The following is a 24,512-nucleotide window of genomic DNA, read 5'->3' as shown; positions in this document are numbered from 1 at the left end:
CCCCCGCCGGGCGGCGGGACGCGAGTATTTTTGGAAAGATGAAACGGGAGCGCGCCGCGTGCTGGCCCTGACTGCCCTGACCTTGTCCCATTTCCGCTCGCATTTGCGGGCGGAATTGCGTTTGGACGGGCGTCCGGTCGCCATTCACGGCAATAACGGGGCGGGCAAGACCAATATCCTGGAAGCCGTGTCGCTGTTCTCGCCCGGCCGGGGCCTGCGCCGGGCCAGTGCGGCAGAGATGGCACGCCAGCCCGAAGCGCTGGGGTGGAAACTGAAGGCTGAGCTGCGGGCACCCTCGCAGGCCTATGAGGTGGAAACCTGGTCCGAAGGCGGCAATGCCCGGCAGGTGAAAATCGACAATAAGCCCGCTAGCCAGATCGCGCTGGGCCAGGTGGCGCGGGTGGTCTGGCTGATCCCGGCGATGGACCGGTTGTGGATTGAAGCGGCAGAAGGCCGCCGGCGCTTTCTGGACCGGATCGCGCTGAGCTTTGAACCCGCCCATGCCGAGGCCTCGCTGGCCTATGAAAAGGCAATGCGCGAGCGCAACCGGTTGTTGAAGGACCAGGTGCGCGATGCCGCATGGTACCGGGTGCTGGAAGAGCGGATGGCCGCCTCAGGGCACCGGATCCATGCGGCGCGCGTGCAAGCGGTGGAGCTGCTGCAGATTGCCCAGGCCGAAGCCGGAACCGTATTTCCCGCGGCTGAGCTGGAGCTGCTGCAATCCGAAGGCAGCATGCCGTCCACCGAGGCGGATTTCAAAGAGGCGCTGGAGGAAAGCCGGTTCCGGGATCTGGCGGCGGGCCGGACCCTTGTCGGGCCGCACAGAACCGATTTGATCGGCACCTACCAGGCTAAGGGCATCCCGGCCAAGGACTGTTCGACCGGTGAGCAGAAAGCGCTGCTGGTGTCGCTGATCCTGGCCAATGCACGGGCGCTATCGCAGCGCGAGGGCGCGCCGCCGATCCTGCTTTTGGATGAGGTTTCCGCGCATCTGGACGCTGGCCGCCGTGCGGTCCTTTATGACGAGATCTGCACTCTGGGAACCCAGGCCTGGATGACGGGCACCGGGCCGGAGCTGTTTGGCGAGCTGGCTGGCCGGGCCCAGATGCTGGAAGTCTCTGACAGCGGCAGCGGGTCGGAGGTGACGCAAAAATGACTGTCACCGTTTGGGATCTGTCGCTTTATGCAGGGGCGCTGCTGATCTTGTTCCTGACACCCGGCCCGGTCTGGCTGGCGCTGATGGCGCGCTCGGTGTCCGGCGGGTTTCCGGCGGCCTGGCCGCTGGCGCTGGGGGTTGCCTGCGGCGATATTCTGTGGCCGCTGGTGGCGGTGGGCGGCATGTCCTGGGTGGTTTCCGAATTCACCGGCATCATGACCTTGTTGCGCTGGCTGGCCTGCCTGATGTTCCTCGGCATGGGCGGGCTGCTGATCCGTCACGCGGGTGAAGCGGTTCAGGAAAGCCGCGCCCTCACCCGGCCGGGCGTCTGGGCCGGGTTCATGGCGGGAATTGCTGTGATCCTGGGCAATCCCAAGGCAATCCTGTTCTACATGGGCGTTCTGCCCGGTTTCTTTGATCTGTCAGGAACAACCTGGCCGGATGTTGCCGCCATTGTGGTGCTGTCTTTTGCGGTTCCGCTGGCAGGGAACCTTGCGTTGGCAGGGATGGTGCACCGGGTCCGGCGGGCGATCGCTTCGCCCCGGATCCTGCGGCGCATCAACCTGGTGTCCGGCGGGCTGCTGATCTGTGTGGGGCTGGCGATCCCGTTCCTTTAGGCGGATGGTTGCAACCAGGCCTGCAAGTAAGGTTCCAGTGTCTGGGCCGGGCGCGCTGCAGTCTCATGCTCAATGCAGAACCACAAGCCCAGCACATGGTTCAGAAACGCCTGGATGCCTTCCGCCAGCAATTCCGGCGGCTGGTTCCGGCGAACCCTGCCCGCCGCCTGCATGTCCTGCAGCCAGCCTGTCAGCAAGGCGACCTGCCGGGTGAAGCTTGCAGTGACAACTTCATCCGGCTCATCCGCAGTGGTGCCTGAATAGCGCAGCAGCAGATCGAAAATCACCCGGTCCTGCGCAACGTAATCAAGATGCGGTGCAAGCCGGGCGGTCAGATCCGCTACATCTGCCGGTGCGCCTGCGGCCTCCATCCCGTCAAGCAGCCGTGTCACTTCCTCCCCGATCAGGACGGCCAGCAGCCCGTCCTTGTCCTTGAAATGGGAAAACAGGGTGCCTTTGGCAACACCGGCCCGGGCAACCACATCTTCAACCCGCAAACCGCTATAGCCCTGTTCCTGGACAATGACGGTTGCGGTGCTGAGCAGTTTTGCGCGGGTTTCCAGCCGCCGCTTTTGTGGAGCGCGTGTCATGCCTCATCCTCACGGGTTCGTTATTGACCGCGGTCACTTTTATAATTGACCACGGTCATTTTTTCTTTCAATAAAGTGACCGTGGTCAACTTAGCTCATGGAGAATGACATGTCTGCCCGAAAAATACTGATCTTGAACGGCCACCCGGCTGAGAACACTTTTACGCAGGCGCTGTGCAAAGCCTACGCATCCGCAGCAGAAGGTGCGGGGCACGATGTGCGCCTGCACAAGCTGTCGCAGCTGGAGTTCGACGCAGATTTCGGCCAGGCCGGGTTTTCCGGAGCAAAGCAACTGGAGCCGCAGATCGAAGCAGTGCTTGCGGACTTTGAGTGGGCAGAGCATGTGGTCCTTGCCTTTCCGCTGTGGTGGGGCGGGATGCCGGGGAAACTGAAGGGGTTGTTTGACCGGATTCTGCTTCCCGGCCGCACGTTTGACCCGCGCATTGTGACCGATGGCCTGCCGAAACCGCTGTTGGCCGGAAAATCGGGCCGGGTGATGGTGGCGTCGGACACGCCGCCTGACTTGATGGAGCAGTTCTATGGCAATGCAGCGCATGTTCAGGTGGAGCGGCAGATAATGAATTTCGTGGGGATTGATCCGGTAGAGACCTGCCATTTCGGCGCATTGCAAGGATCAAGTGCGGAGGAGCGCGCAGCCTGGCTGAGCACCGCGTCGGAGCTTGGCGCCTTAGCAGCATAATCGTCTGATACAGCCCTGAAAAAAGGGGGCTTGCGCGTGACAATCCCGGCCAGACTCCGTATAAAATCCTGAAGCAAAGACAGGAAGATGTGAATGTCCGGAAACGAGCAGGCCCCCGCAGAATATGGCGCGGATTCCATCAAGGTTCTCAAAGGGTTGGAGGCGGTTCGAAAACGCCCCGGCATGTATATCGGGGACACCGACGATGGCTCGGGCCTGCACCACATGGTGTATGAGGTCGTGGACAACGGCATCGACGAGGCGCTGGCAGGCCACGCGGACCACGTGACGGTGAAAATTCACGCCGATTCCAGCGTATCCGTCAGCGACAACGGCCGCGGCATTCCGGTGGGTATCCACGAGGAAGAAGGCGTTTCCGCGGCCGAGGTCATCATGACCCAGCTGCATGCCGGCGGTAAGTTCGACAGCAACTCCTACAAAGTTTCCGGCGGCCTGCACGGTGTGGGTGTTTCGGTGGTGAACGCGCTGTCTGACTGGCTGGAACTGCGCGTCTGGCGAGACGGCAAGGAACACATTGCCCGGTTTGAGCGCGGTGATACCGCCAAGCATCTGGAGGTGGTCGGCGATTGCGGCGACCGCACCGGCACCGAAGTGCGCTTCATGGCCTCGACGGATACGTTTTCCAACCTCGAATATGTCTTTGAAACGTTGGAAAAGCGCTTGCGGGAACTGGCTTTTCTGAACTCCGGCGTGCGCATCATCCTGATCGACGAACGCCCGGCGGAACGGCTGGAAGTGGAGCTGTTCTATGACGGCGGCGTCAAGGAATTCGTCAAATACCTGGACCGCCACAAGACCCCGGTGATGGAAACTCCGGTTTATATCATCGGTGAAAAGGACGAAATCGTTGTCGAAATCGCCATGTGGTGGAATGACAGCTATCATGAAACTGTGCTGCCCTTTACCAACAACATCCCGCAGCGCGATGGCGGCACCCATGTTGCAGGCTTCCGCGGCGCGTTGACCCGCACGATCAACAACTACGCGCAGGTTTCGGGCATCGCGAAGAAGGAAAAGATCTCCTTTACTGGTGATGACGCCCGCGAGGGGCTGACCTGTGTTTTGTCGGTGAAAGTGCCGGATCCGAAATTCTCCAGCCAGACCAAGGATAAATTGGTGTCGTCCGAGGTGCGCCCGGTGGTCGAAAGCCTGGTCGGGGAAAAACTGGCAGAGTGGTTTGAGGAAAACCCCGGCCAGGCCAAGCAAATCGTTGGCAAAATTGTCGAGGCCGCTTTGGCCCGCGAGGCCGCCCGCAAAGCGCGCGAACTGACCCGCCGCAAAACCGCGATGGATGTGAACTATCTGGCTGGCAAGCTGAAGGATTGCTCTGAAAAAGACCCGTCCAAAACCGAAGTCTTCCTGGTCGAGGGGGACTCGGCCGGCGGTTCCGCCCAGACAGGCCGGGACCGGAGGACCCAGGCAATCCTGCCCCTGCGCGGCAAGATCCTGAACGTTGAACGCGCACGCTTTGACCGGATGCTGGGAAGCCAGGAGATCGGCAACCTGGTGATGGCATTGGGCACCGGTATTGGCCGGGACGAATTTAAGATTGAAAAGCTGCGATACCACAAGATTGTCATCATGACCGATGCGGACGTGGACGGCGCCCATATCCGGACATTGCTCCTGACCTTCTTCTACCGGCAGATGCCGGAGCTGATCGAGGGCGGCTATCTCTACATTGCGCAGCCGCCATTGTATAAGGTCGCGCGCGGCAAATCCGAGGTCTACCTCAAGGATCAGGCGGCGCTGGATGATTATCTGATCAACCAAGGTGTCGACGGCGCGTTGCTGAAACTCGGTAACGGCTCCGAGATGGCCGGTGCCGACCTTACCCGCGTGGTCGACGAGGCGCGCCAGCTCAAACGTGTGCTGGATGCTTTCCCGACCCATTACCCGCGCCACATCCTGGAGCAAGCCGCAGTGGCCGGTGCCTTTGTGCCCGGTGCGGTGGATTCCAACTTGCAGGGCGTGGCCGACAAGGTTGCGGCGCGGCTGGACGCCATTGCCCTGGAATATGAGCGCGGCTGGCAGGGCCGGATCACCCAGGATCACGGCATCCGCCTGGCCCGCATCCTGCGCGGAGTCGAGGAAGTGCGTACCCTGGACGGCCCGATGCTGCGCTCCGGCGAGGCGCGCAAGACCGGCAGCTTCACCCAAAGCCTGCAGGAAGTCTACGGCACCGCCTCTCAGCTGATCCGCCGCGACCGCAGCCAGATTATTCACGGTCCGCTGGATCTATTGAAGGCGATCCTTGATGAAGGCGAAAAGGGTCTCTCGCTGCAGCGCTACAAAGGCCTGGGCGAGATGAACCCGGACCAGCTGTGGGAGACGACACTGGACCCGGACGCCCGGACACTGCTGCAAGTGCGGGTCGACGATATGATCGAGGCGGATGATCTGTTCACCAAGCTGATGGGCGATGTTGTCGAACCCCGTCGCGAGTTTATCCAAAAGAACGCGCTTAGCGTCGAAAACCTGGATTTCTGATCGGGTGTAGGATCGCGTGCAGCCGTGCGCGATCCCCATAACTTTGCGCGATTGGCCCATAGGTTTGCGCATAAGCGCTGCTGCGAGGACTTCACACGCCACGTCGCGGCAGGCGTATTTCTGGCCCCGGTACCTGCGTCCGAATGGCATCTCAATTGTGATGATCAAATTCAGTGCGCCTTCACATGCCAAGCGCCACGAGGCTGGCTGGCGGCACTTCCCAAACAATTACAGACACATGGGCGTGTCCCAAATTGGATTGCGACATTCGCGGTTGGAAGCGCTCTGGAAATATTGATATCGTTAATTTCGATTGTTTGAATGTTTGGTTTTGCCAAATCTACCGCCCGGGAAATGATTCAGATCAAAGTGCAGTACGGCCGTCCTGCGCATTCTCCTGCCAGCGACGCGGCACTGTTCAGAAAACCGGAATCAGATGCGGCCTTTTCCGGCCGGCTTGCTGCGCTACATTTGTACGAGCCAAGGAGGACAAAAAATGTCCGAACAGCCAAGCAAAGCCGAAGAGCGGAACACCTTCCTGTTCCTTGCCGTGGTTCTGGCGCCGGTGCTGGCGGTGGGACTGGTCGGCGGATACGGCCTGATCATCTGGATCTCCCAGATCTTCCTGGGACCGCCGGCCGGGTAAGAGGCCAGGCCAATGCCAGCACATGCCAGCACAGCCCCCTCGCGGCGCGCCTTCCTGACCGGGAAAGTGGCCCGCCCGGATCCGGAATTCCGTCCGCCCTGGACGGATGAGGCCCGGGTGCAGGCGCAGTGCACCGGCTGCAATGCCTGCGTGGAGAGCTGCCCGGAGAACATCATCGAATTCGACAGCCGCAGCCGCCCGCGGATCAGTTTCCACGGTGGCGAATGCACATTTTGCGGCGCTTGTGCCGAAGCCTGCCCGCAAGCGGTGTTCGATCTGGCACAGCCAGCGCCCTGGCCGGTGACGGTGGAGATCACCAGCAGCTGCCTGAATGCCGCCGGAATCGCCTGCCAGCTGTGCACCGACATTTGCGACCCTCGTGCCCTTCGGATGGTCCTGTCGGTCCGTCCGGTCGGCGCCATTCAGGTGGATCCCGGCGCCTGCACCGGCTGCGGTGCCTGCCTGTCCACCTGTCCCAACAATGCCATCGCACTCTGCGATCCCCGCCAGCAAAGGACGCCCGCGTGACAGAAGAGATCCATATTTCCAGCCTGCTGGTGCGCAGCAACCCTGTACACATGGAGGCCGTCCTTGCCGACATCAAATCCATGGCTGGCGCCGAGATTTCGCAAGCCGACCCCTCGGGCAAGATCGTCGTCCTGTTCGAGGCCGAAAGCGACCGGGTCATCGGCGATGCCTTGGCCAGAATTCAGCTTCTCGACGGCGTCGCCAGCGCGGCGCTTGTCTTTCATCAAACCTGCGATGCGCAGGATCTCGCTATTGAAGAAGGAGTCCCCCAATGACCGGACTTACCCGCCGCGACGCCATCAAGGCGCAGGCAGCCGCAGCTGCGGCACTTGCCGCCGGCCTGCCGATCCCTGCGGCAGCACAGAACCTTGTCACCGACGCCAATGTGACCGAGCTGAAATGGTCCAAGGCGGCCTGCCGTTTCTGCGGTACTGGCTGTTCGATCATGGTCGCCACCAAGGCCGGCCGCGTGGTTGCCACCCATGGCGACACCCAGGCCGAGGTGAACCGCGGGTTGAACTGCGTCAAGGGCTACTTCCTCTCGAAGATCATGTATGGCGCCGACCGTCTGACCCAGCCGCTGCTGCGCAAGACCAATGGCGAATATGACAAAGAAGGCGAATTCACCCCGGTTTCCTGGGATGAAGCCTTTGATATCATGGCCGAGAAGTGGAAGAAGACCCTGGCCGAAAAAGGCCCCGAGGGCATTGGCATGTTCGGCTCCGGCCAGTGGACAGTCTGGGAGGGCTATGCCGCGTCCAAGCTGATGAAGGCGGGCTTTCGTTCCAACAACATCGACCCCAACGCGCGCCATTGCATGGCCAGCGCTGTGGGCGGTTTCATGCGCACCTTCGGCATCGACGAGCCGATGGGCTGCTATGACGACTTCGAGAACGCCGACGCCTTTGTGCTGTGGGGCTCGAACATGGCCGAGATGCACCCGATCCTGTGGACCCGCATCACCGACCGCCGGTTCAGCCATCCGCATGTGAAGGTGGCGGTTCTGTCGACCTTTACCCACCGCAGCTTTGATCTTGCGGACATCCCGGCGGTGTTCACCCCGCAGACCGACATGGTGATCCTGAACTACATCGCCAACTACATCATCCAGAATGATGCGGTGCATAAGGACTTTGTCGGCAAACACGTGAACTTCCGCCGTGGCAATCAGGACATCGGCTATGGCCTGCGTCCTGAGCACCCGCTGGAGCAGGCCGCCGAGAACAACGACAAGGCAGGCGGCTCCGAGCCGATGAGCTTTGAGGAGTTCGCCGAATTCGTCTCCGAATACACGCTTGAAAAAGCTGAGGAAATGTCCGGTGTTCCGGCCGAGACCCTGGAGAAGATCGCCAAGCTTTATGCCGATCCCGACACCAAGGTCATGTCGCTGTGGACCATGGGCGTTAACCAGCACACCCGCGGTGTCTGGACCAATAACCTGCTTTACAACATCCACCTGCTGACCGGCAAAATCTCCACCCCCGGCAACTCGCCGTTCTCGCTGACCGGCCAGCCGTCGGCCTGCGGCACTGCGCGCGAAGTGGGGACTTTCTCGCACCGCCTGCCTGCGGATCTGGTGGTGAAGAACCCCGAACACCGCGCCTTTGCTGAAAAAATCTGGAATCTGCCCGAAGGCACCGTGCCCGGCTGGGTCGGCTCCCACGCGGTGAAACAGAACCGCGACCTGAAGGATGGCAAGATCAACTGCTACTGGGTGCAGGTGAACAACAACATGCAGGCCGCCCCCAACATGATGGAGGAAGGGCTGCCGGGCTACCGCAACCCCGACAACTTTATCGTGGTGTCGGATGCCTATCCGACGGTGACCGCAGAGGCCGCCGATCTGATCCTGCCCGCCGCAATGTGGGTGGAGAAAGAAGGTGCCTATGGCAACGCCGAGCGCCGCACCCAGTTCTGGTACCAGCTGGTCAATGCACCGGGTGAATCCAGGTCCGACCTGTGGCAGCTGGCCGAGTTCTCCAAACGCTTCACCACCGATGAGGTCTGGCCGGCCGAGCTGCTGGACGCCAACCCGGAGTATAAAGGCAAGACCCTGTTCGACGTGCTGTTTGCCAACGGCAAGGTTGACCAGTTTGAACTGACCGAGAAAGCCAAAGAGTACGGCAACCACGAATCCGAAGACTTTGGTTTCTATCTCCAAAAGGGTCTGTTCGAGGAGTATGCAGAGTTCGGCCGCGGCCACGGCCACGATCTGGCACCCTTTGACCGCTACCACGAGGAACGCGGGCTGCGCTGGCCAGTGGTCGACGGCAAGGAAACCCGCTGGCGCTTCAAGGAAGGCTCAGACCCCTATGTGACCCCGGGCTCGGACTACGAGTTCTATGGCAAGCCCGACGGCAAAGCGGTGATCTTTGCGCTGCCCTACGAGCCGCCGGCAGAAAGCCCGGACGCGGAATACCCGATATGGCTGGCCACTGGCCGCGTGCTGGAACACTGGCACTCCGGCTCGATGACCCAGCGGGTGCCGGAGCTGTATCAGGCCGTCCCCGACGCGCTGTGCTACATGCACCCGGACGATGCCAAGGCCCAGGGGTTCCGGCGCGGCACCGAAGTGCGGATCATCTCGCGGCGCGGTGAAATCCGCACCCGGGTTGAAACCCGCGGCCGCAATAAGCCGCCCAAAGGTCTGGTGTTTGTGCCCTGGTTCGATGCGCGCCGGCTGATCAACAAGGTCACGCTGGATGCCACCGATCCGATCTCGAAACAGACGGACTACAAGAAATGCGCAGTCCGTATCGAAGCAGTGTGAGGCCCGTCATGAAACATCTCCGTCTCGCCATCCTGGCCGCTCCGATCCTGCTGGCCCCGGTCTTTATGGCTTCACCAGCTTTTGCCCAGAATCAGGTCGCCACGCTGCGCAACAACGCGCCGCTGGGTGAACAGGGCGAAGCCACCCAGATCCCCGGCATCGTCAACACCGACATCCGCCAGGTGCGCAACTACCCGGATCAGCCGCCGCTGATCCCGCACAAGACCGACAATTATCAGGTGGATCTCAATTCCAACAAATGCCTGACCTGCCACAGCCGCACCGCGGTTGAGGTCAGCCAGGCGCCGATGATCTCGGTCACCCACTTCATGAACCGCGAGGGCCAGACGCTGGGCGCGATCAGCCCGCGGCGGTATTTCTGCACCCAGTGCCACGTCGTGCAGACCAATGCCCGGCCGCTGGTTGAAAACGAGTTTGTCGATGTCGATCAGGTGCTGGACTACGTGCACTCGAAACAGGGCGGGTCTGACTGATGTGGGGTTTCTTAAAACGTCTGTGGTGGATCATCACCCGCCCCAGCGCCTTCTTCTCGCTTGGCTTCCTGACCATGGGCGGCTTTGTGATGGGGATCATCTTCTGGGGCGGTTTCAACACCGCGCTTGAGGTCACCAACACCGAGGCCTTCTGCACCAGCTGCCACGAGATGCGCGACAACGTGTTTGAGGAGCTGAAGCCGACGATCCACTATTCCAACCGCTCCGGCGTGCGGGCGTCCTGCCCGGACTGCCACGTGCCGCATCAATGGTCCAACAAGATCGCCCGCAAAATGCAGGCCTCCAAAGAGGTCTGGGGCAAGATCTTCGGCACCATCAACACGCGCGAGAAATTCCTGGAGCACCGGCTGGAACTGGCGCAGCACGAATGGGCGCGGCTTGAGGCCAACGACTCGCTGGAATGCCGCAACTGCCACTCGGACGAGTCGATGGACATCACCCGCCAGTCCAAACGGGCTGCGGATGCGCATGAACGCTTCCTGTTCACCGGCGAAAAAACCTGCATCAGCTGCCACAAAGGCATCGCCCACCAGCTGCCCGACATGAGCGCCGCCGAAGGCGAAGATCATGCCGGTCTGCTGGCCCCGGCCCACGGCGAAGGCCTGCTGGCCAGCACCCGCAGCTATCTGGGTCTGAGCAGCGACTGACGCTGCCAGCCCCCGCAAACAACTAAAAAGGCCGCTGCCTCGATGTGCAGCGGCCTTTTTTGGTGTCTGTTGTCCGGCGGTTTACAGAGGGATGCTGCCCAGATGATCTGCGCCGCGTTTGCGGGCCAGCATCATCTGCTTCTGCCGCTCACGGAACCGCGCCTTGTCTTCTTCCGAGGTCTGATCGATGCACTGATGGCAGGTGACGCCCTGCTCAAACCCGGGGCGCGCCTTGTCCTCGGGCAGGATCGGGCGGCGGCAGCCGTGGCACAGCTCGTGCGGGCCTTCCACCAGCCCGTGGCCGACCGACACCCGGTTGTCGAAGACAAAACATTCACCTTCCCAGGTGCTGTTTTCCGCTGGCATTTCCTCCAGATAGCGCAGGATGCCGCCCTTCAGGTGATAGACGTCCTCTACCCCCTGGCCCAGCAGGTAGTTGGTCGATTTCTCACAGCGGATGCCGCCGGTGCAGAACATCGCAACCCGCTTGTTGTGAAAGCGGTCCTTGTTCTTTTCCCACCAGGCCGGAAAGTCGCGGAACGACTCGGTCATGGGATCAATCGCGCCTTCAAAGGTGCCGATCGCCACTTCGTAATCGTTGCGGGTGTCGATCAGGACAACATCGTCCTGCCGGATCAGATCGTTCCATTCCTCCGGCTCAACGTAATGGCCAACAGATGCCAGCGGATCCACGTCCGGCTGGCCCATCGTCACGATCTCTTTCTTCAGCCGCACCTTCATCCTGCCAAAGGGCGGTTCAGCGGCGGTGGCTTCTTTCCAGTCCAGATCCGCGCAGCCGGGCAAGCCCTTGATATGGGCCAGCACCGCATCGATACCTGCGCGCGGTCCGGCGATGGTGCCATTGATCCCCTCCTGCGCCAGCAGCAGCGAGCCTTTGACGTCTTGCGCCTGGCATAGCTCCAGCAGCGCCGGACGGATCGCGGCGGGATCGGGGAAACGGGTGAAGTGATAGAGGGCAGCAATTGTGTACATACCCCGCCCTTAGAACCATGGCGCGGGTAATTCAAGAGAAAGAACCACCGTCGATGAGCCAGTAAAATAAGGGCTTTGGATGCATGTTAATTGCTGCGCCGGTTTGCAACTTCCCGGCGGGAGTTTCCAAGATCCGCCGCCGCCGCTACATATTGTGTGCCCAGCAAAGGAACTGCCGATGACCCAGGCTCTGATTGTCGTGGATGTACAGAATGATTTCTGCCCCGGGGGCGCGCTGGCCGTGCCCGGCGGGGATGAGGTGGTGGCCCCCGTAAACGCCATGATGGACCGGTTCGATGCCGTGATCCTGACCCAGGACTGGCACCCGGCGGGGCATTCCTCCTTTGCGTCTTCGCATCCGGGAAAGGATTCGTTCGAAACGACCGAAATGCCTTATGGCACCCAGGTTTTGTGGCCGGATCACTGCGTGCAGGGCAGCGATGGGGCCGCATTTCGCAAGGGTTTGCGCACCGATGGCGACCTGATCATCCGTAAGGGCTTCCGGCCAGGGATCGACAGCTATTCGGGGTTCTTTGAGAACGATCACTCCACCCCCACCGGGCTGGAGGGGTATTTGCGCAGCCGCGGCATCACTGCGCTGACCCTGGCTGGACTGGCCACTGATTTCTGTGTTGCCTTCACTGCCCTGGATGCGGCGCGGCTAGGCTTTTCCGTAACGGTTGAGCTGGCGGCCTGCCGCGCCATTGATCTGGACGGATCGCTGCAGGCGGCGCTGGAGAGAATGGAGAGCAATAACATAATCCTGCAATCTTAAGGAGATTGGGGCGAAATATTAATAAAGGCGTTGCTATGCTGTGCGGGCACCCCGATAGACGCCAAGGCTGATTGATGGACACTTCGGACTGGACCGGCAATGGACCGCTGGCCAACTTTAGAAAACGATACGGCTCGCTTGAGCTGCTGTTGCGCTATTGCCGCGGCCGTGTCCGCGCGTTCCGGGCCCGCCTGCTGTTCATGTTTTTTGCCTTTGCCGTTCTTGGGCTGGTCGTACCATCGCTCTATTCGCTGCTGGCGTTTGCGATTGCGCTTGCCGGGGATGTTGCGGACTGCCTTCTGCTGCGCCAGGCAGACCATCTGGTCCGCCGCGGGATGAGCGAAGGGGGGCTGCGGCTGCTGACGGCGCTGACCGCCTTTTTGCACGCCTTGGCGCTCGGCGCGGCCGCGTCGGTGCCGTTCTGGGTCGAAATGCCGGGATTGGTGCCGCACGCCCATAATGAGCCGCTTTTTACAATCGGTCTGCTTACCGGGATGGCGATCAATGCCGGGCTGGTGCTGCCGTATCATCCGCTTGCAGTCATAACCAGACTTGTCACCTATGCGGTACTGCCGGTTGCCTTTCTGGCTGTGGAGATCGTTGGAACCCCGGTTCTGGCACCTGAGTATTTCCTTCATCTGGCAGGGCTGGCAGTTCTTTATGCCTCCTTTTTCTGGTTTCTGACCTATGTCAGGCGCAATTTCAGCCGGACCCGCAGCGCTTTGCTGTCTCAGGCGCTCCAGCAGGAGGAACTGGAAGCCGCCTATGTCCGGCTTTCCGACCAGAAGATGGAGGCCAAGCGTCTGGCACTGGTTGCTGAAAGCGCCAACGACAGCGTGATGCTGATGGACCGCGACGGGCGCATCACCTGGGTGAACGACAGTTTCACCCGCATCACCGGTTACAGCTTTGACGAAGCGCAGGGTCAGTTGCCCGGCGATCTGCTGAACAGCGGCGAGACGGACGCTGAGACAATCCGCAAGCTGCAAGACAGTGTTCTGCATGCGCGTCCTCTGCGGGTGGAAGTCCGCAACCGATGCAAGGACGGCCGGCTGGTCTGGATCGAGACCAGCCAGGTGCCGATGCTGAACGCTGCCGGCGAACTGGAGACCTTGATCGCAGTGGAGCGGGACATCACCGCCGCCAAGGAACATGCCCAGCAACTGGAGCAGGCCCGTATCGCTGCCGAGGAAGGCGCCCGGGCCAAGGCTGATTTTCTGGCCACGATGAGCCACGAAATCCGTACACCGATGAATGGTGTGATCGGCATGGCCCAGTTGCTGCGCGAAAGCAGCATGGACGAAGAGCAAACGCTTTACACAGACACCATCCTCAGTTCGGCGGATACCCTGCTGGCGCTGATTAATGATGTGCTCGATTTTTCGCAAATGGATGCCGAGGAGCTTAACCTCAGCCAGGTCAATTTTGATCCGCACGCCTGTTTTGAGGAAACCATCCGCCTGCTGCAGGCCCAGGCAGACGCCAAAGAGTTGGAGCTGGTACTGAAAATCACCGGTCGTGTGCCCAGCCTGCTGCGGGGGGATGACCGGCGGATCCGGCAGGTTCTGATGAATCTCACCGGCAATGCGATCAAATTCACGGATCAGGGACGGGTGCTGGTGACACTGGATGCCGAACCGGCGGCGTCAGGGACAGGCCGCGACCTGGTGTTCTCGGTTGCAGATACCGGAATTGGCATCGCCGCGGAAAAGCTTGGCACGGTGTTTGAGCGTTTTTCTCAGGCGGATGCTGCAATCAGCCGCCGTTTTGGCGGTACTGGGCTTGGGCTGGCCATTTCCCGCCGCATTGCGGAAGCGATGGACGGCAGTATCACGGTCACGTCGGAACCGGGCTTGGGGTCCTGTTTTACGGTGCGGCTGCAGTTGCAAACACCTCAGCCCGAACCCGAAAAGGCGCCCGCGGCACCGGCCTATCCGGACGGTTCCCCCGCACTGGACGGCCTGCGGGTTCTGGTGGCCGAGGACAACGCGGTGAACCGGGTGCTGATTGAAAAATTCTTGCAATCCGTCCCGGTAGAGCTGGCCTTTGCCAAGGATGGCCGCGAGGCAGTGGCGCGTTTTGAGGATTTTGCGCCCGATATCATTCTGATGGATATGTCGATGCCGGAAATGGATGGGCTGGAGGCCACCCGGATGATCCGGGCCAGGGCCCGCCCGCAGCCGGCCATTGTGGCCCTGACCGCCAACGCCTTTGAGTCTGACCGTAAGGCCTGCCTGGATGCCGGCATGGATAACTTTATGAGCAAGCCGATCAACCGGGGTGTGCTTTTGGAGGTTCTGGGCCAATTGGCACCGCAAGCACAAGCCCGCCGCGCGGGTTGATTTCCTTGCTCCTGCAGGCGCGCTATCCTATCAATCAGTGACCCTTATGCACGAGGCTGCCGGTGGATATTGCAACCCGCGTCTACAATCACAAATGGAAAATCGATCCGATTGTCCGGTCGCTGATTGATACGGATTTTTACAAACTTCTGATGTGCCAGTCGGTGTTTCGCAACAAGCCGGACACGACAGTGACCTTCTCCTTGATCAACCGTTCCGCGCAGGTGCCGCTGGCCCGGCTGATCGACGAGGGCGAGCTGCGCGAACAGCTCGACCACATCCGCTCGCTGTCGCTCAGCCGCGGTGAAAGCACTTGGCTGCGCGGCAATACCTTTTACGGCAAGCGGCAGATGTTCCGCCCTGACTTCATGGAATGGTTCGAGGGCCTGCGCCTGCCGCCCTATCATCTGGAACGCAGGGGCGATCAGTATGAGCTGACCTTCGAGGGCAAATGGCATGAAGTGATGCTGTGGGAAATCCCGGCGCTGGCGGTGCTGATGGAGCTGCGCAGCCGTGCGGTGATCAACAGCATGGGCCGGTTTGAGCTGCAAGTGCTCTATGCCCGTGCCATGACCAAAGTCTGGGAAAAGATCGATCGCCTGCGGGACGTGGACGGGCTGACCATCGCCGATTTCGGCACCCGGCGGCGGCACTCGTTCCTGTGGCAGGACTGGTGCGTGCAGGCGATGCACGAGGGGCTGGGCGGTAAATTCACCGGCACCTCCAACTGTCTCATCGCGATGCGCCGCGAAGTGGAGGCGATCGGCACCAATGCCCATGAGCTGCCGATGGTCTATTCCGCGCTGGCTGAAGATGACGCGAAGCTGGCCCAAGCGCCCTATGACGTTCTGTCCGACTGGCATGACGAGCACGAGGGAAACCTGCGCATCATCCTGCCCGACACCTACGGCACCCAAGGCTTCCTGGACCGTGCGCCCGATTGGCTGGCCGGCTGGACCGGCATCCGTATCGACAGCGGCGATCCGGCCAAGGGCGCGGAGGTTGCGATCAATTGGTGGCAGGACCGCGGCGAGGATCCGGCGGAGAAACGGGTGATCTTTTCCGACGGGCTCGACGTGCAGCAGATCCAGGAGCTGCACGCGCAGTTCTCGGACCGCACCAAGGTGTCCTTTGGCTGGGGCACGCTGCTGACCAACGACTTCCGCGGGCTGGTGAAGGATAACGCGCTGGCGCCGTTTTCGCTGGTCTGCAAGGCGGTTGCCGCCAATGGCCGGCCGACCGTGAAACTGTCGGACAATCCGGAAAAGGCAATGGGGCCTGCAAAGGAGATTGCGCGCTACAAGCAAGTGTTCGGCGTCGGTTCTCAGGAACGGCTGGACGTTATTGTTTGACTCTCTTCCTGCGCTGCAACGAACGGGCTGGCACCCGCGCGTTGCCCCCGCTTTGAAAAGCAAGGGCACCCCTTGGGCCCGGCAGACCGCGCTGGATGCGCGGCCTGCCGGGCATTGTGCAACGCACAGCGCAAAACCTCTTGCGGCAGCGGGGCCTAACCGTGATGAGCGGCCACGGTCTTGAGCTGCGAGAACCCATAGAGCGCTTCAAACCCCTTTTCCCGCCCATGGCCGGATTTCCCGACACCGCCAAAGGGCAGCTCAACGCCGCCGCCGGCGCCGTAATTGTTAAGGAGCACCTGCCCGGCCCGAAGACGCTTTGCCAGCCGCATCTGCCGTGCGCCGTCTCGGGTCCAGACGCTGGCCACCAGACCGTAATCGGTGCTGTTGGCAATCCGCACGGCGTCTTCTTCGGTCTCAAACGGGATCAGCACCTGCACCGGGCCAAAGACCTCCTCGCGCGCCAGCGCATGATCCGGCGGCACGTCTGCAAACAGAGTGGGCCGGACATAGGCACCCGCTTCCGGCGCCTGCGGGGAAATGGTGCCTTGGGCCGCAACCGGCAGGTTCGCGCCCTGCTCCAGATAGCTCTCGACAATCTGTTTTTGCCGGGCAGAGATCAGCGGTCCCAGCTGCAGGTCGTCCTTTGCCGGCCCCGCCGTCAGGTCACGGTAGGCATCTGCCATCCGCGCCTTCACCTCGCCATAGACCCCGCTCTGCACCAGAATGCGCGAGGAGGCCGAACAGGTCTGGCCTGCATTCTGGATGCCTGCATTCACAAGAAACGGCAATGCGGCGTCCAGATCCGCATCGTCGAACACAAGCTGCGGAGACTTGCCGCCCAGCTCCAGCGTCACCGGAACCACATTGGCGCCTGCGGCCTGCTGCACCAGTGCGCCCGTGCGCACCGAGCCGGTAAAGGAAATATGCTGCACATTTGGATGCCCTGCCAGCGCCGCGCCGGCTTCCCCTCCCAGACCCGGCACCACATTCAGCGCGCCGGCGGGCAGCCCGGCCTCAACCGCGATACGGGCAAAAGCCAGTGCCGTCAGGCAGGCTTCTTCGGCCGGTTTCAGAACGCAGGCATTGCCCATTGCCAGCGCCGCACCCACCGAACGCCCGATGATCTGCATTGGGTAATTCCAGGGCACGATATGCCCCGTCACCCCATGCGGTTCGCGCAGAGTATAGACGGTGAAACCGTCCAGATAAGGGATGGTCTCTCCCATCACCTTGTCCGCTGCGCCGCCGTAGAATTCGCAGTAGCGCGCCAGCGCCAGCGCATCGGCCCGCGCCTGGGTCAGCGGCTTGCCCACGTCCGTCGCTTCCAGCGCGGCCAGTTGCTCCACCCGTTCCAGCACCAGCTGTCCGATCCGTGTCAGGATGCGGCCGCGCTCCAGCGCTGTCATCGCGCCCCATTCCCCTTCCAAGGCAGCATCCGCGGCCTGCACCGCAGCCTCGATATCCGCCGCGCCGCCGCGGGGGATCCGGCAGATTTCGCTGTCGTCCGAGGGGTTCACCAACGGCAGGGTTCCGCCGCTGGCGGCAGGAAGCCAAGCGCCGCCGATGAGGCACAGCGCGGGATCGAACCAGAGAGGGGAGGCGTCAGTCATCATGGGCTCCTGCAACATCGAATGTGTAGCTTTTGATCTGATGTCCGGTGAAGGGCGCGCCCTCGCGCAAGTCCCGGATGCCAGGCAGGAGGCTGAGGCATGTGCCCCAGAACGCCACTGCCTGGCGCGAGGATTTCGACAATCCCATGCGCCAGCGCCCTGGAAACTCCTGCAGGATAAGGCAAGCGGCTTCCTGGCCCCAGCCCTGGCGGCGGTGTTGCGGCAGAATGCAGAACTCCGACAATTCGCGCCGGTCATCGGGCAGGTTCAGCACGATGGCAAAGCCGATGCGGGTGCTGTCCTTGCGCAGCCAGAAGGCGGTCACATCTTTGCGGTGCAGCATCTGGCCTGCACGCTCGGTAGGATCGATCGCCGCGTGCGGCGCTGTCTCCTTGAAATAGGGAGCCATCGCTGTGGCCAGCAAGGCCTGTTCCCGCGGCATGATCAGCGCCAGCGACAGGGTCATGCAGCCCCCGAATTCAGATCGGGAAGAACCGGCGCGGCGGCAATCAGCTGCCGGGTATAGGGATGCTGCGGATTGCTGAACATGGCCCCGGTTGCGCCCTGCTCGACGATCTCGCCTTTTTGCATCACCAGGCAGCGGTCGGTGATCGTCCGCACCACGCTCAGGTCATGGCTGATGAACAGATAGGTGAGGGCATAGGCCTCGCACAGCTCCGCCAGCAGATCAAGGATCCGGGCCCGGACCGAGACGTCGAGAGCGGAGACCGCCTCGTCAAAGATGATCAGCTCTGGACGGGTGATCAATGCGCGGGCAATTGCAATACGCTGGCGCTGGCCGCCGGAGAACTGGTGGATGTATTTGCCGGCATCTTCGGGGTTCAACCCGACAGCGGCGAGGGTTTCGGAAATAAGCCCGGCGCGCGCCGCTCCGCTTGGCGGATCGGGCAGCAAATGGAAAGGTTCGGTGATCAGCCGCTCCACCCGGTGACGCGGGTTGAAACTGCCATAGGGGTCCTGGAACACAACCTGGACTTTCCGTCGAATCGTCGGGTTGAGGTGAGTCGCAACAGGCTCTCCATCGAGGCGGATCTGCCCGCCCTGCAGTGGTTCCAGCCCCAGAATCGCCCGTGTCAGGGTCGATTTTCCGCACCCCGACTCACCCACCAGTCCCAGCCGTTCGCCGCGGTTCAGGGTAAAGGAGACATTGTTCACGGCGCGGAATGTGCCGGGTCTGGAAAACAGTGATTCGCGCGGAGTTCTGTAGTCGCGGACCGCATTCCTGACTTCCAGCAGCGGCGCGGGGGCGGGCGGGTCCGGCAGCGCCACCTGATGGCGGGAGGCATTAAACAGCATCCGCGTATAGGGATGCCGCATGTTGCGCAAAAGCCAGGTGGTGTGACCGGTTTCCACCACTCCGCCGTTCCGCATGACGACGATCCGGTCGGCCAGGTCCGCGACAACGGCCAGGTCATGGCTGATGATCATCAACCCCATGCCATAGTCCTGAACCAGGTCCTTCAGCAGCTCCAGAACCTGCGCCTGGGTGGTGACATCCAGCGCGGTGGTCGGCTCATCCGCGATCAGCAGCTTGGGGCGCAAAGCAATGGCCATTGCGATCACCACCCGCTGGCGCTGGCCGCCCGACAGCTCATGCGGAAAGCGCGACAGGGGGAAGCGGTCCGCCGGCAGGCCTACCCGCTCCAGCACCTCGCGGGCGCGGGCTTCGGCTTGCCTGCGGGGCATCGCCTTGTGGATCAGGATCGTCTCCATCACCTGCGCACCGATGGTTTTGACCGGGTTCAGCGCGGTCATCGGCTCCTGGAACACCATGCCGATGGACTGACCGCGCAGGGCACACATTTGCGTCTCGGACTGCTCCTGCAACTGGGTGCCGCCCAGCGTGATGTACCCCTTGACCTCCGCAAGGTCCGGCAGCAGCTGCAGGATGGCGAGTGCGGTCATCGACTTGCCCGACCCGCTTTCGCCGGTGACCGCCACGATCTCGCCCGGCTCGATGTGGAAGCAGACATCCTTCAGCACTTGAAAAGCGCCGATCCTGACCGACAGGCTGGTGACATCCAGTAGCGTCATGCGCGTGCCACCCTTAGTTTCGGGTCCAGGAAATCGCGCAACCCGTCGCCCAGCAGGTTCAGTCCCAGCACGGTCAGGATGATGGCCATGCCCGGCACAAGTGCCAGATGCGGGGCAAAGCTGACCATTGTCTGAGCGTCGGCCAGCATCCGGCCCCAGCTAGGGGTGGGCGGCTGGGCGCCGAGGCCAACATAGCTGAGACCCGCTTCCGCCAGGATACCCAGCGAGAACTGGATGGTGCCCTGCACGATCAGTAGGTTCATCACATTGGGCAGGATATGCTCAGCCGAGATCCGTGCCTGGCCCTTGCCGACGACGCGGGCGGCCAGGATGAATTCGCGTTCCCACAGGCTCAGCGCGGCGGCGCGGGTGGTGCGGGCGAAGACGGGGATGTTGAAGATGCCGATGGCGATGATGGCGTTGACAGCGCCGGCGCCAAGGACGGCTGTAATCAGGATGGCGATCACCAGCGAGGGGAAGGCAAAGACTAGGTCATTGCCGCGCATGATCCCCTCATCCAGCCATGACCCGTTGCGCGCGGCGGCGGCCAGCCCCAGCGGCACACCCGCGCCCATGCCAATGCCGACAGCCACCAGCGCCACGGCGATGGAGGTGCGGGCGCCGACCATGATCATCGACATCAGGTCGCGTCCGAAATGATCGGTGCCCAGCCAGTGCTGCGCATTCGGCGTTTGCAGTTTGGCTGGGATGTTCATTGCCGCGTGGTCGAACGGCGTCCACAGAAACGACACCAGCGCCGCCAGCAGCAGCAGCGAGGACAGCACGCCGCCAAGGATCAGGTTGCGGGTCATGTCCGGCTCCTGAGGCGCGGGTCGACCAGCGCATAGGCAAGATCGACCAGGAAATTAACCGTAATGACGGCAAAGACCAGCAGCATCACCACCGATTCCACCACGATCAGATCGCGCGACGAAATCGCCTGGAACACCAGCCGCCCGAGGCCGGGCAGGTAGAACACCTGCTCAATGATGATGGCGCCCGCCAGCAGGAACGAAAACTGCAGGCCGATGATGGTCAGCACCGGGATCAGGGCATTCCTGACCCCATGCCGCCACAGAGCCTGGCGGCGCGAGAGCCCCTTGGCGCGGGCGGTGCGCATGAAATCCTCGGCCAGGATGTCGAGCAGCGCCGAGCGCATCACCCGCGTCAGGATCGCAGCCTGCGGCAGCGCCAGTGCAATCGCGGGCAGGGTGAGCGCATGGACGCCGGTCCAAAGCCCGGCATTCCAGCCCGGAAAGCCGCCGGCTCCGAACCAGCGCAGGTTGATGGCAAAGATCAGCACGAGCATCATCGCAAACCAGAAGTTCGGCACGGCGACACCCAGCTGGGTAGCCCCGATCACGGCCATGTCCCCGGGCTTGCCGCGGCGGGCGGCGGCGTAGATGCCGGCCGGAAAGGTGATGAGCGTGGAGAGCGTCAGCGCATAAAGCGCCAGCGGCAGCGACACCCACAGCCGGTCTGCAATCATGCCGGCAACTGGCGTGCGGTACGTGTAGGAGGTGCCGAAGTCGCCGCGCAGCATGCCGGCGGCCCAGTTAAGGTAACGGGCGGCCTTGCCCTGATCCAGCCCCAGTTCGGTGCGCAGCGCAGCGACGGTATCGGGCTGTGCATTGACCCCCAGCATGAAGGAGGCCGGATCGCCCGGCGCCACCTCCACCACAAGAAAAATCACCAGCGAGGCTACAGCCAGGCTGGCAATCAGCGACAACAGGCGTTTCAGGGCGTAACGCAACATGCCCGCCACGTTAGGAGCGCCGGGCGGTCCGGTCCAGTGGGCAGCGAAGAGAAACGAGCGGCAGAGCATAAAAGCGCGCAACGTCAAGAAGTTGTACAGGACCTGCCCGGAACATGCGCACCGCGCCGGGCAAGCGGCGGCCCGCCCCGGTGCGATGTGCTTTGGCAGCGGGCGGAAACCGGCTATCACTGCCTTATGCTGACGCGCCCCCTGTTCATTGGATCGGAAATCTATCGCGGATCGTCTTATGGCGGCACGCATCCGCTGCGGGTGCCACGGGTCTCAACCGTGATGGATCTGTCCCGGGCGCTGGGCTGGCTGCCGGATCAGGCCTATGTGAATTCGCCCCGGGCGAAACCGGCAGCGCTGACTGTTTGGCACACGCCCGAATATGTTGCGGCGCTGCAAGCGGCAGAGGCGGCGCAGTCTGTAAGCGAAGACGTTCGGGTGCGGCACCATTTGGGCAGCATTTCCAACCCGGTGTTTCCGGAGATGTTCCGCCGCCCGGCCACTGCCGCGGGCGGATCGATCCTGGCGGGTGAGCTGCTGGCAGGGGGCGGCATCGTCTACAACCCGGCGGGCGGCACCCACCACGGGATGCCGGACCGGGCCAACGGCTTTTGCTATCTGAACGATCCGGTGCTGGCGATGCTGTCCCTGCGCCATCACGGTGCCCGGCGGATCGCCTATGTGGACATCGACGCGCATCATTCCGACGGGGTGGAGCATGGCTTTGCCGGCGACAGGGACGTGCTGATGATCTCGGTGCATGAGGAGAACCTCTGGCCCAAGACAGGCACGCTGGTTGAGGACGCGGGCGGCTCGGCCCTGAACATGCCAGTGCCGCGTGGTTTTAACGATGATGAGATGGCCCATATCCGGGACGCGCTGATTTTGCCCGCGGTGGAGGGTTTCGCACCGGATGCCATCGTGCTGCAATGCGGGGCGGATGCGGTGACAGAGGATCCGCTGCCGCATCTGGACCTGTCGAACAATGCGCATTGGGCGGTGGTGCGGGCGCTGATGGGGATGGCGCCGCGATTGCTGGTGCTGGGCGGCGGCGGCTATAATCCGTGGTCGGTCGGGCGGCTCTGGACCGGGGTCTGGGCCACGCTGAACGGGTTTGATGTTCCGAAGAGGCTGCCGGAGGCCGGCCAGGATGTGCTGCGCGGGCTGCAGTTCAACGGCAACCGTCTGGGCCGTAACCCGCCGGAGCATTGGTTCTCCACGCTGCGCGACCAGCCGAGGGGCGGGGAGGTCCGGCGGGAAATCGGGGAGAGGGTGGCTTACTTGCGGGCTAGACAGAGTTTGTAGCGCGGTGAGGGCAGCGCCCTCCCCGTTTTACCGGAGGCAAACCTACGGTTTGACGGGAGGGCCGGGCGCTGCCCGGCGGTGCCGCCGGGCAAAAGTATGCCTGCTGCTACTCCGCCCAGCTTAGTGCGCTGAGGTCGATGGCGGCGGTGGGCGCGTTCTCCCACAGCCCCTGCAACCCGGCCTTGGCCACCCCCAGCTTGGCCAGCTGGAACAGGTAGCCATTGACGTAATCCGCCGCGATAATCTCTTGCGCCTCTTGCAGCAGCGCGGTGCGGGCGTCCGGATCGGTGGTGGCGTTCAGCTTCGCCATAAGCTCCTGGAATGGCTTGCTGTCATACTGAAAGTAATACTCGGGCCGGGCATAGATGCCGATGTCCATCGGCTCGGTATGGCTGATGATCGTCAGGCCAAAGCTTTTGCCGCGAAAGACAGACTCCAGCCACTGCGCCCATTCCACGTTGATGATCTCCGCCTTGATCCCAACCTGGGCCAGCTGCGCCGCAACAATTTCGCCGCCGCGGCGGGCATAAGAGGGCGGCGGCAGATGCAATGTGGTCTCAAACCCGTCAGGCAGACCAGCCTCCGCCAGCAGCGCCTTGGCCTTCTCAGGATCAAAGGATGACGTGCCGGTCAGATCTTTATAGGCCGGGTTATGCGGTGCAAAATGGGTGCCGATGGGGGTGCCATAGCCGAACATCGCGCCGTCAATGATGGACTGCCGGTCGATGGCATAGGCCACAGCCTGGCGTACGCGCGCGTCGTCGAATGGCGGCTGTTTGTTGTTGGTGGACAGGATCGTCTCGCCCTCGGTCGATCCCACCAGCACCTGGAACCGCGGATCAGCCTCGAATTGCGGCAGGTTCTCCGGCGCCGGGAAGTTGTCAAAGGCGTCGATATCCTCGGCCATCATCGCGGCAAAGGCGGCGGTGGGATCGGAGATGAATTTAAAGGTGGCCGAGGCCAGCGCGGGCTGTTCGCCCCAATACTCCGGATTGCGCGCCAGGCTGATCCGGTCGCCCTGCACCCATTCCTGAAAGGTATAGGCGCCGGTGCCGACCGGGCTGGTCTTGATATCCTCGATGCTCTCCGGTGCCACAATCACCGCATCGCCCCAAGCCAGATTGAACAGGAAACTGCCGTTCGGCGCGTCCAGAGTGACTTTGACGGTCTGCGGGTTCACCGCATCCACCGACACGATCCCCTCAAACAGCGCTTTCTGCGCGTTGGTGCTGTCTTCGGCGCGGGCGCGGTCAAGCGAGAATTTCACGTCCTCCGCATCCATCGCGCTGCCGTCGTGAAAGGTGACGCCCGCACGCAAGCGGAAGGTATAGACGGTGCCGTCCTCAGAGATTTCCCAGTTTTCGGCGAGGCCCGGCACCACGGATCCATCGCCCATGAACCGGGTCAGCCCTTCGAAAATGTTGCTGTAAACTACCGAATCGATGGCCTGTGCGGCGGCGCTGGTCGGGTCCAGATGCGGCGGTTCCAGCTGCAGACCGATGGTGACGCTGTCCTTGGCCCAGGCGGCGCCCGCCATCAAGGCCAGCGCGGAACTGGCAGCAACTACAAAGGACTTGAAGGCCATCTGAAATCTCCCTGTGTGCAAAATACGGGCCTGTAATGGCGCCTATT

The 24,512-nt window shown here is 62.3% G+C and carries 22 protein-coding genes; 14 read left to right on the top strand and 8 right to left on the bottom strand.

Annotation, left to right across the window (positions count from 1 at the left end):
• Positions 1 to 58: 58 nt before the first annotated feature.
• The gene (gene recF, locus ETW24_RS18615; RefSeq protein WP_129372427.1) at positions 59 to 1,156 is read left to right on the top strand and encodes a DNA replication/repair protein RecF; all 1,098 of its coding nucleotides are present in this window, start codon (positions 59 to 61) and stop codon (positions 1,154 to 1,156) included.
• On the top strand, positions 1,153 to 1,773 hold the full coding sequence (locus ETW24_RS18610) for a LysE family translocator (RefSeq protein ID WP_129372426.1): 621 nt from the start codon (positions 1,153 to 1,155) through the stop codon (positions 1,771 to 1,773). Before recF ends, ETW24_RS18610 begins: the two co-directional genes overlap by 4 nt.
• Here the strand turns inward: ETW24_RS18610 and ETW24_RS18605 are convergent.
• Positions 1,770 to 2,363, bottom strand: a complete 594-nt coding sequence (locus ETW24_RS18605; RefSeq protein ID WP_129372425.1) for a TetR/AcrR family transcriptional regulator — start codon at positions 2,361 to 2,363, stop codon at positions 1,770 to 1,772. The two genes, ETW24_RS18610 and ETW24_RS18605, sit on opposite strands and share 4 nt — an antisense overlap.
• 109 nt (positions 2,364 to 2,472) lie before the next feature.
• Here ETW24_RS18605 and ETW24_RS18600 point away from each other — a divergent pair, with 109 nt between their 5' ends.
• The 8 genes from ETW24_RS18600 to ETW24_RS18565 all read left to right on the top strand — a co-directional run bounded on the left by ETW24_RS18600 (position 2,473) and on the right by ETW24_RS18565 (position 10,680).
• Positions 2,473 to 3,063: an NAD(P)H-dependent oxidoreductase gene (locus ETW24_RS18600; RefSeq protein WP_129372424.1), complete on the top strand. Its 591-nt coding sequence runs from the start codon at positions 2,473 to 2,475 to the stop codon at positions 3,061 to 3,063.
• Between the two features lie 93 nt (positions 3,064 to 3,156).
• The gene (gyrB, locus tag ETW24_RS18595; RefSeq protein WP_129372423.1) at positions 3,157 to 5,574 is read left to right on the top strand and encodes a DNA topoisomerase (ATP-hydrolyzing) subunit B; all 2,418 of its coding nucleotides are present in this window, start codon (positions 3,157 to 3,159) and stop codon (positions 5,572 to 5,574) included.
• 496 nt (positions 5,575 to 6,070) lie between these two features.
• Positions 6,071 to 6,220 carry a periplasmic nitrate reductase, NapE protein gene (gene napE / locus ETW24_RS18590; RefSeq protein WP_129372422.1) on the top strand — a complete coding sequence of 50 codons (150 nt, stop codon included), beginning with the start codon at positions 6,071 to 6,073 and terminating at the stop codon, positions 6,218 to 6,220.
• 12 nt (positions 6,221 to 6,232) lie between these two features.
• The gene (locus ETW24_RS18585; RefSeq protein ID WP_129372421.1) at positions 6,233 to 6,748 is read left to right on the top strand and encodes a ferredoxin-type protein NapF; all 516 of its coding nucleotides are present in this window, start codon (positions 6,233 to 6,235) and stop codon (positions 6,746 to 6,748) included.
• Complete coding sequence (locus ETW24_RS18580) at positions 6,745 to 7,023, top strand: chaperone NapD (protein ID WP_129372420.1); 279 nt, start codon at positions 6,745 to 6,747, stop codon at positions 7,021 to 7,023. Before ETW24_RS18585 ends, ETW24_RS18580 begins: the two co-directional genes overlap by 4 nt.
• Positions 7,020 to 9,518, top strand: coding sequence for a nitrate reductase catalytic subunit NapA (gene napA / locus ETW24_RS18575; RefSeq protein WP_129372419.1), 2,499 nt, complete (start codon positions 7,020 to 7,022; stop codon positions 9,516 to 9,518). The genes ETW24_RS18580 and napA overlap by 4 nt, the downstream gene beginning before the upstream one ends.
• 8 nt (positions 9,519 to 9,526) lie before the next feature.
• Complete coding sequence (locus ETW24_RS18570; protein ID WP_129372418.1) at positions 9,527 to 10,012, top strand: nitrate reductase cytochrome c-type subunit; 486 nt, start codon at positions 9,527 to 9,529, stop codon at positions 10,010 to 10,012.
• A complete protein-coding gene (locus tag ETW24_RS18565; RefSeq protein ID WP_129372417.1) occupies positions 10,012 to 10,680 on the top strand; it encodes a NapC/NirT family cytochrome c in 669 nt (222 codons plus the stop codon). The genes ETW24_RS18570 and ETW24_RS18565 overlap by 1 nt, the downstream gene beginning before the upstream one ends.
• 81 nt (positions 10,681 to 10,761) lie before the next feature.
• On the opposite strand, the gene trhO is transcribed toward ETW24_RS18565, so the two are convergent.
• The gene (trhO, locus tag ETW24_RS18560) at positions 10,762 to 11,673 is read right to left on the bottom strand and encodes an oxygen-dependent tRNA uridine(34) hydroxylase TrhO (RefSeq protein ID WP_129372416.1); all 912 of its coding nucleotides are present in this window, start codon (positions 11,671 to 11,673) and stop codon (positions 10,762 to 10,764) included.
• A gap of 178 nt (positions 11,674 to 11,851) precedes the next feature.
• On the opposite strand from trhO, the gene pncA reads away from it, so the two are divergent.
• From pncA to pncB, 3 genes are all read left to right on the top strand, one after another.
• A complete protein-coding gene (gene pncA / locus ETW24_RS18555) occupies positions 11,852 to 12,448 on the top strand; it encodes a bifunctional nicotinamidase/pyrazinamidase (RefSeq protein WP_129372415.1) in 597 nt (198 codons plus the stop codon).
• Between the two features lie 74 nt (positions 12,449 to 12,522).
• Positions 12,523 to 14,790, top strand: coding sequence for an ATP-binding protein (locus tag ETW24_RS18550; RefSeq protein ID WP_129372414.1), 2,268 nt, complete (start codon positions 12,523 to 12,525; stop codon positions 14,788 to 14,790).
• Between the two features lie 62 nt (positions 14,791 to 14,852).
• Positions 14,853 to 16,142 carry a nicotinate phosphoribosyltransferase gene (gene pncB, locus ETW24_RS18545; protein ID WP_129372413.1) on the top strand — a complete coding sequence of 430 codons (1,290 nt, stop codon included), beginning with the start codon at positions 14,853 to 14,855 and terminating at the stop codon, positions 16,140 to 16,142.
• A gap of 155 nt (positions 16,143 to 16,297) precedes the next feature.
• On the opposite strand, the gene ETW24_RS18540 is transcribed toward pncB, so the two are convergent.
• Genes ETW24_RS18540 through ETW24_RS18520 form a run of 5 tightly spaced genes read right to left on the bottom strand, consistent with a single transcriptional unit; the run spans position 16,298 to position 21,566 of the window.
• Positions 16,298 to 17,755 (bottom strand): aldehyde dehydrogenase family protein, encoded by a 1,458-nt coding sequence (locus tag ETW24_RS18540; protein ID WP_129372412.1) that lies wholly within the window; start codon positions 17,753 to 17,755, stop codon positions 16,298 to 16,300.
• Complete coding sequence (locus ETW24_RS18535; RefSeq protein ID WP_129372411.1) at positions 17,748 to 18,221, bottom strand: GNAT family N-acetyltransferase; 474 nt, start codon at positions 18,219 to 18,221, stop codon at positions 17,748 to 17,750. Before ETW24_RS18535 ends, ETW24_RS18540 begins: the two co-directional genes overlap by 8 nt.
• The gene (locus ETW24_RS18530) at positions 18,218 to 19,810 is read right to left on the bottom strand and encodes an ABC transporter ATP-binding protein (RefSeq protein WP_129372410.1); all 1,593 of its coding nucleotides are present in this window, start codon (positions 19,808 to 19,810) and stop codon (positions 18,218 to 18,220) included. The genes ETW24_RS18535 and ETW24_RS18530 overlap by 4 nt, the downstream gene beginning before the upstream one ends.
• Complete coding sequence (locus tag ETW24_RS18525; protein WP_129372409.1) at positions 19,807 to 20,622, bottom strand: ABC transporter permease; 816 nt, start codon at positions 20,620 to 20,622, stop codon at positions 19,807 to 19,809. Before ETW24_RS18525 ends, ETW24_RS18530 begins: the two co-directional genes overlap by 4 nt.
• Complete coding sequence (locus tag ETW24_RS18520) at positions 20,619 to 21,566, bottom strand: ABC transporter permease (protein ID WP_129372408.1); 948 nt, start codon at positions 21,564 to 21,566, stop codon at positions 20,619 to 20,621. Before ETW24_RS18520 ends, ETW24_RS18525 begins: the two co-directional genes overlap by 4 nt.
• A 195-nt stretch (positions 21,567 to 21,761) precedes the next feature.
• Between ETW24_RS18520 and ETW24_RS18515 the strand changes: the two genes are divergently transcribed.
• Positions 21,762 to 22,880 (top strand): acetoin utilization protein AcuC, encoded by a 1,119-nt coding sequence (locus tag ETW24_RS18515; RefSeq protein ID WP_129372407.1) that lies wholly within the window; start codon positions 21,762 to 21,764, stop codon positions 22,878 to 22,880.
• A gap of 106 nt (positions 22,881 to 22,986) precedes the next feature.
• Here the strand turns inward: ETW24_RS18515 and ETW24_RS18510 are convergent, their stop codons facing one another.
• On the bottom strand, positions 22,987 to 24,465 hold the full coding sequence (locus tag ETW24_RS18510; RefSeq protein ID WP_129372406.1) for an ABC transporter substrate-binding protein: 1,479 nt from the start codon (positions 24,463 to 24,465) through the stop codon (positions 22,987 to 22,989).
• Between the last annotated feature and the right edge of the window lie 47 nt (positions 24,466 to 24,512).

The sequence above is a fragment of the Leisingera sp. NJS204 genome, from assembly GCF_004123675.1.
Lineage (GTDB): Bacteria > Pseudomonadota > Alphaproteobacteria > Rhodobacterales > Rhodobacteraceae > Leisingera.
The sequence above is the reverse complement of the archived record's forward strand: the minus strand, read 5'-3'. Positions and strand labels throughout refer to the sequence as shown.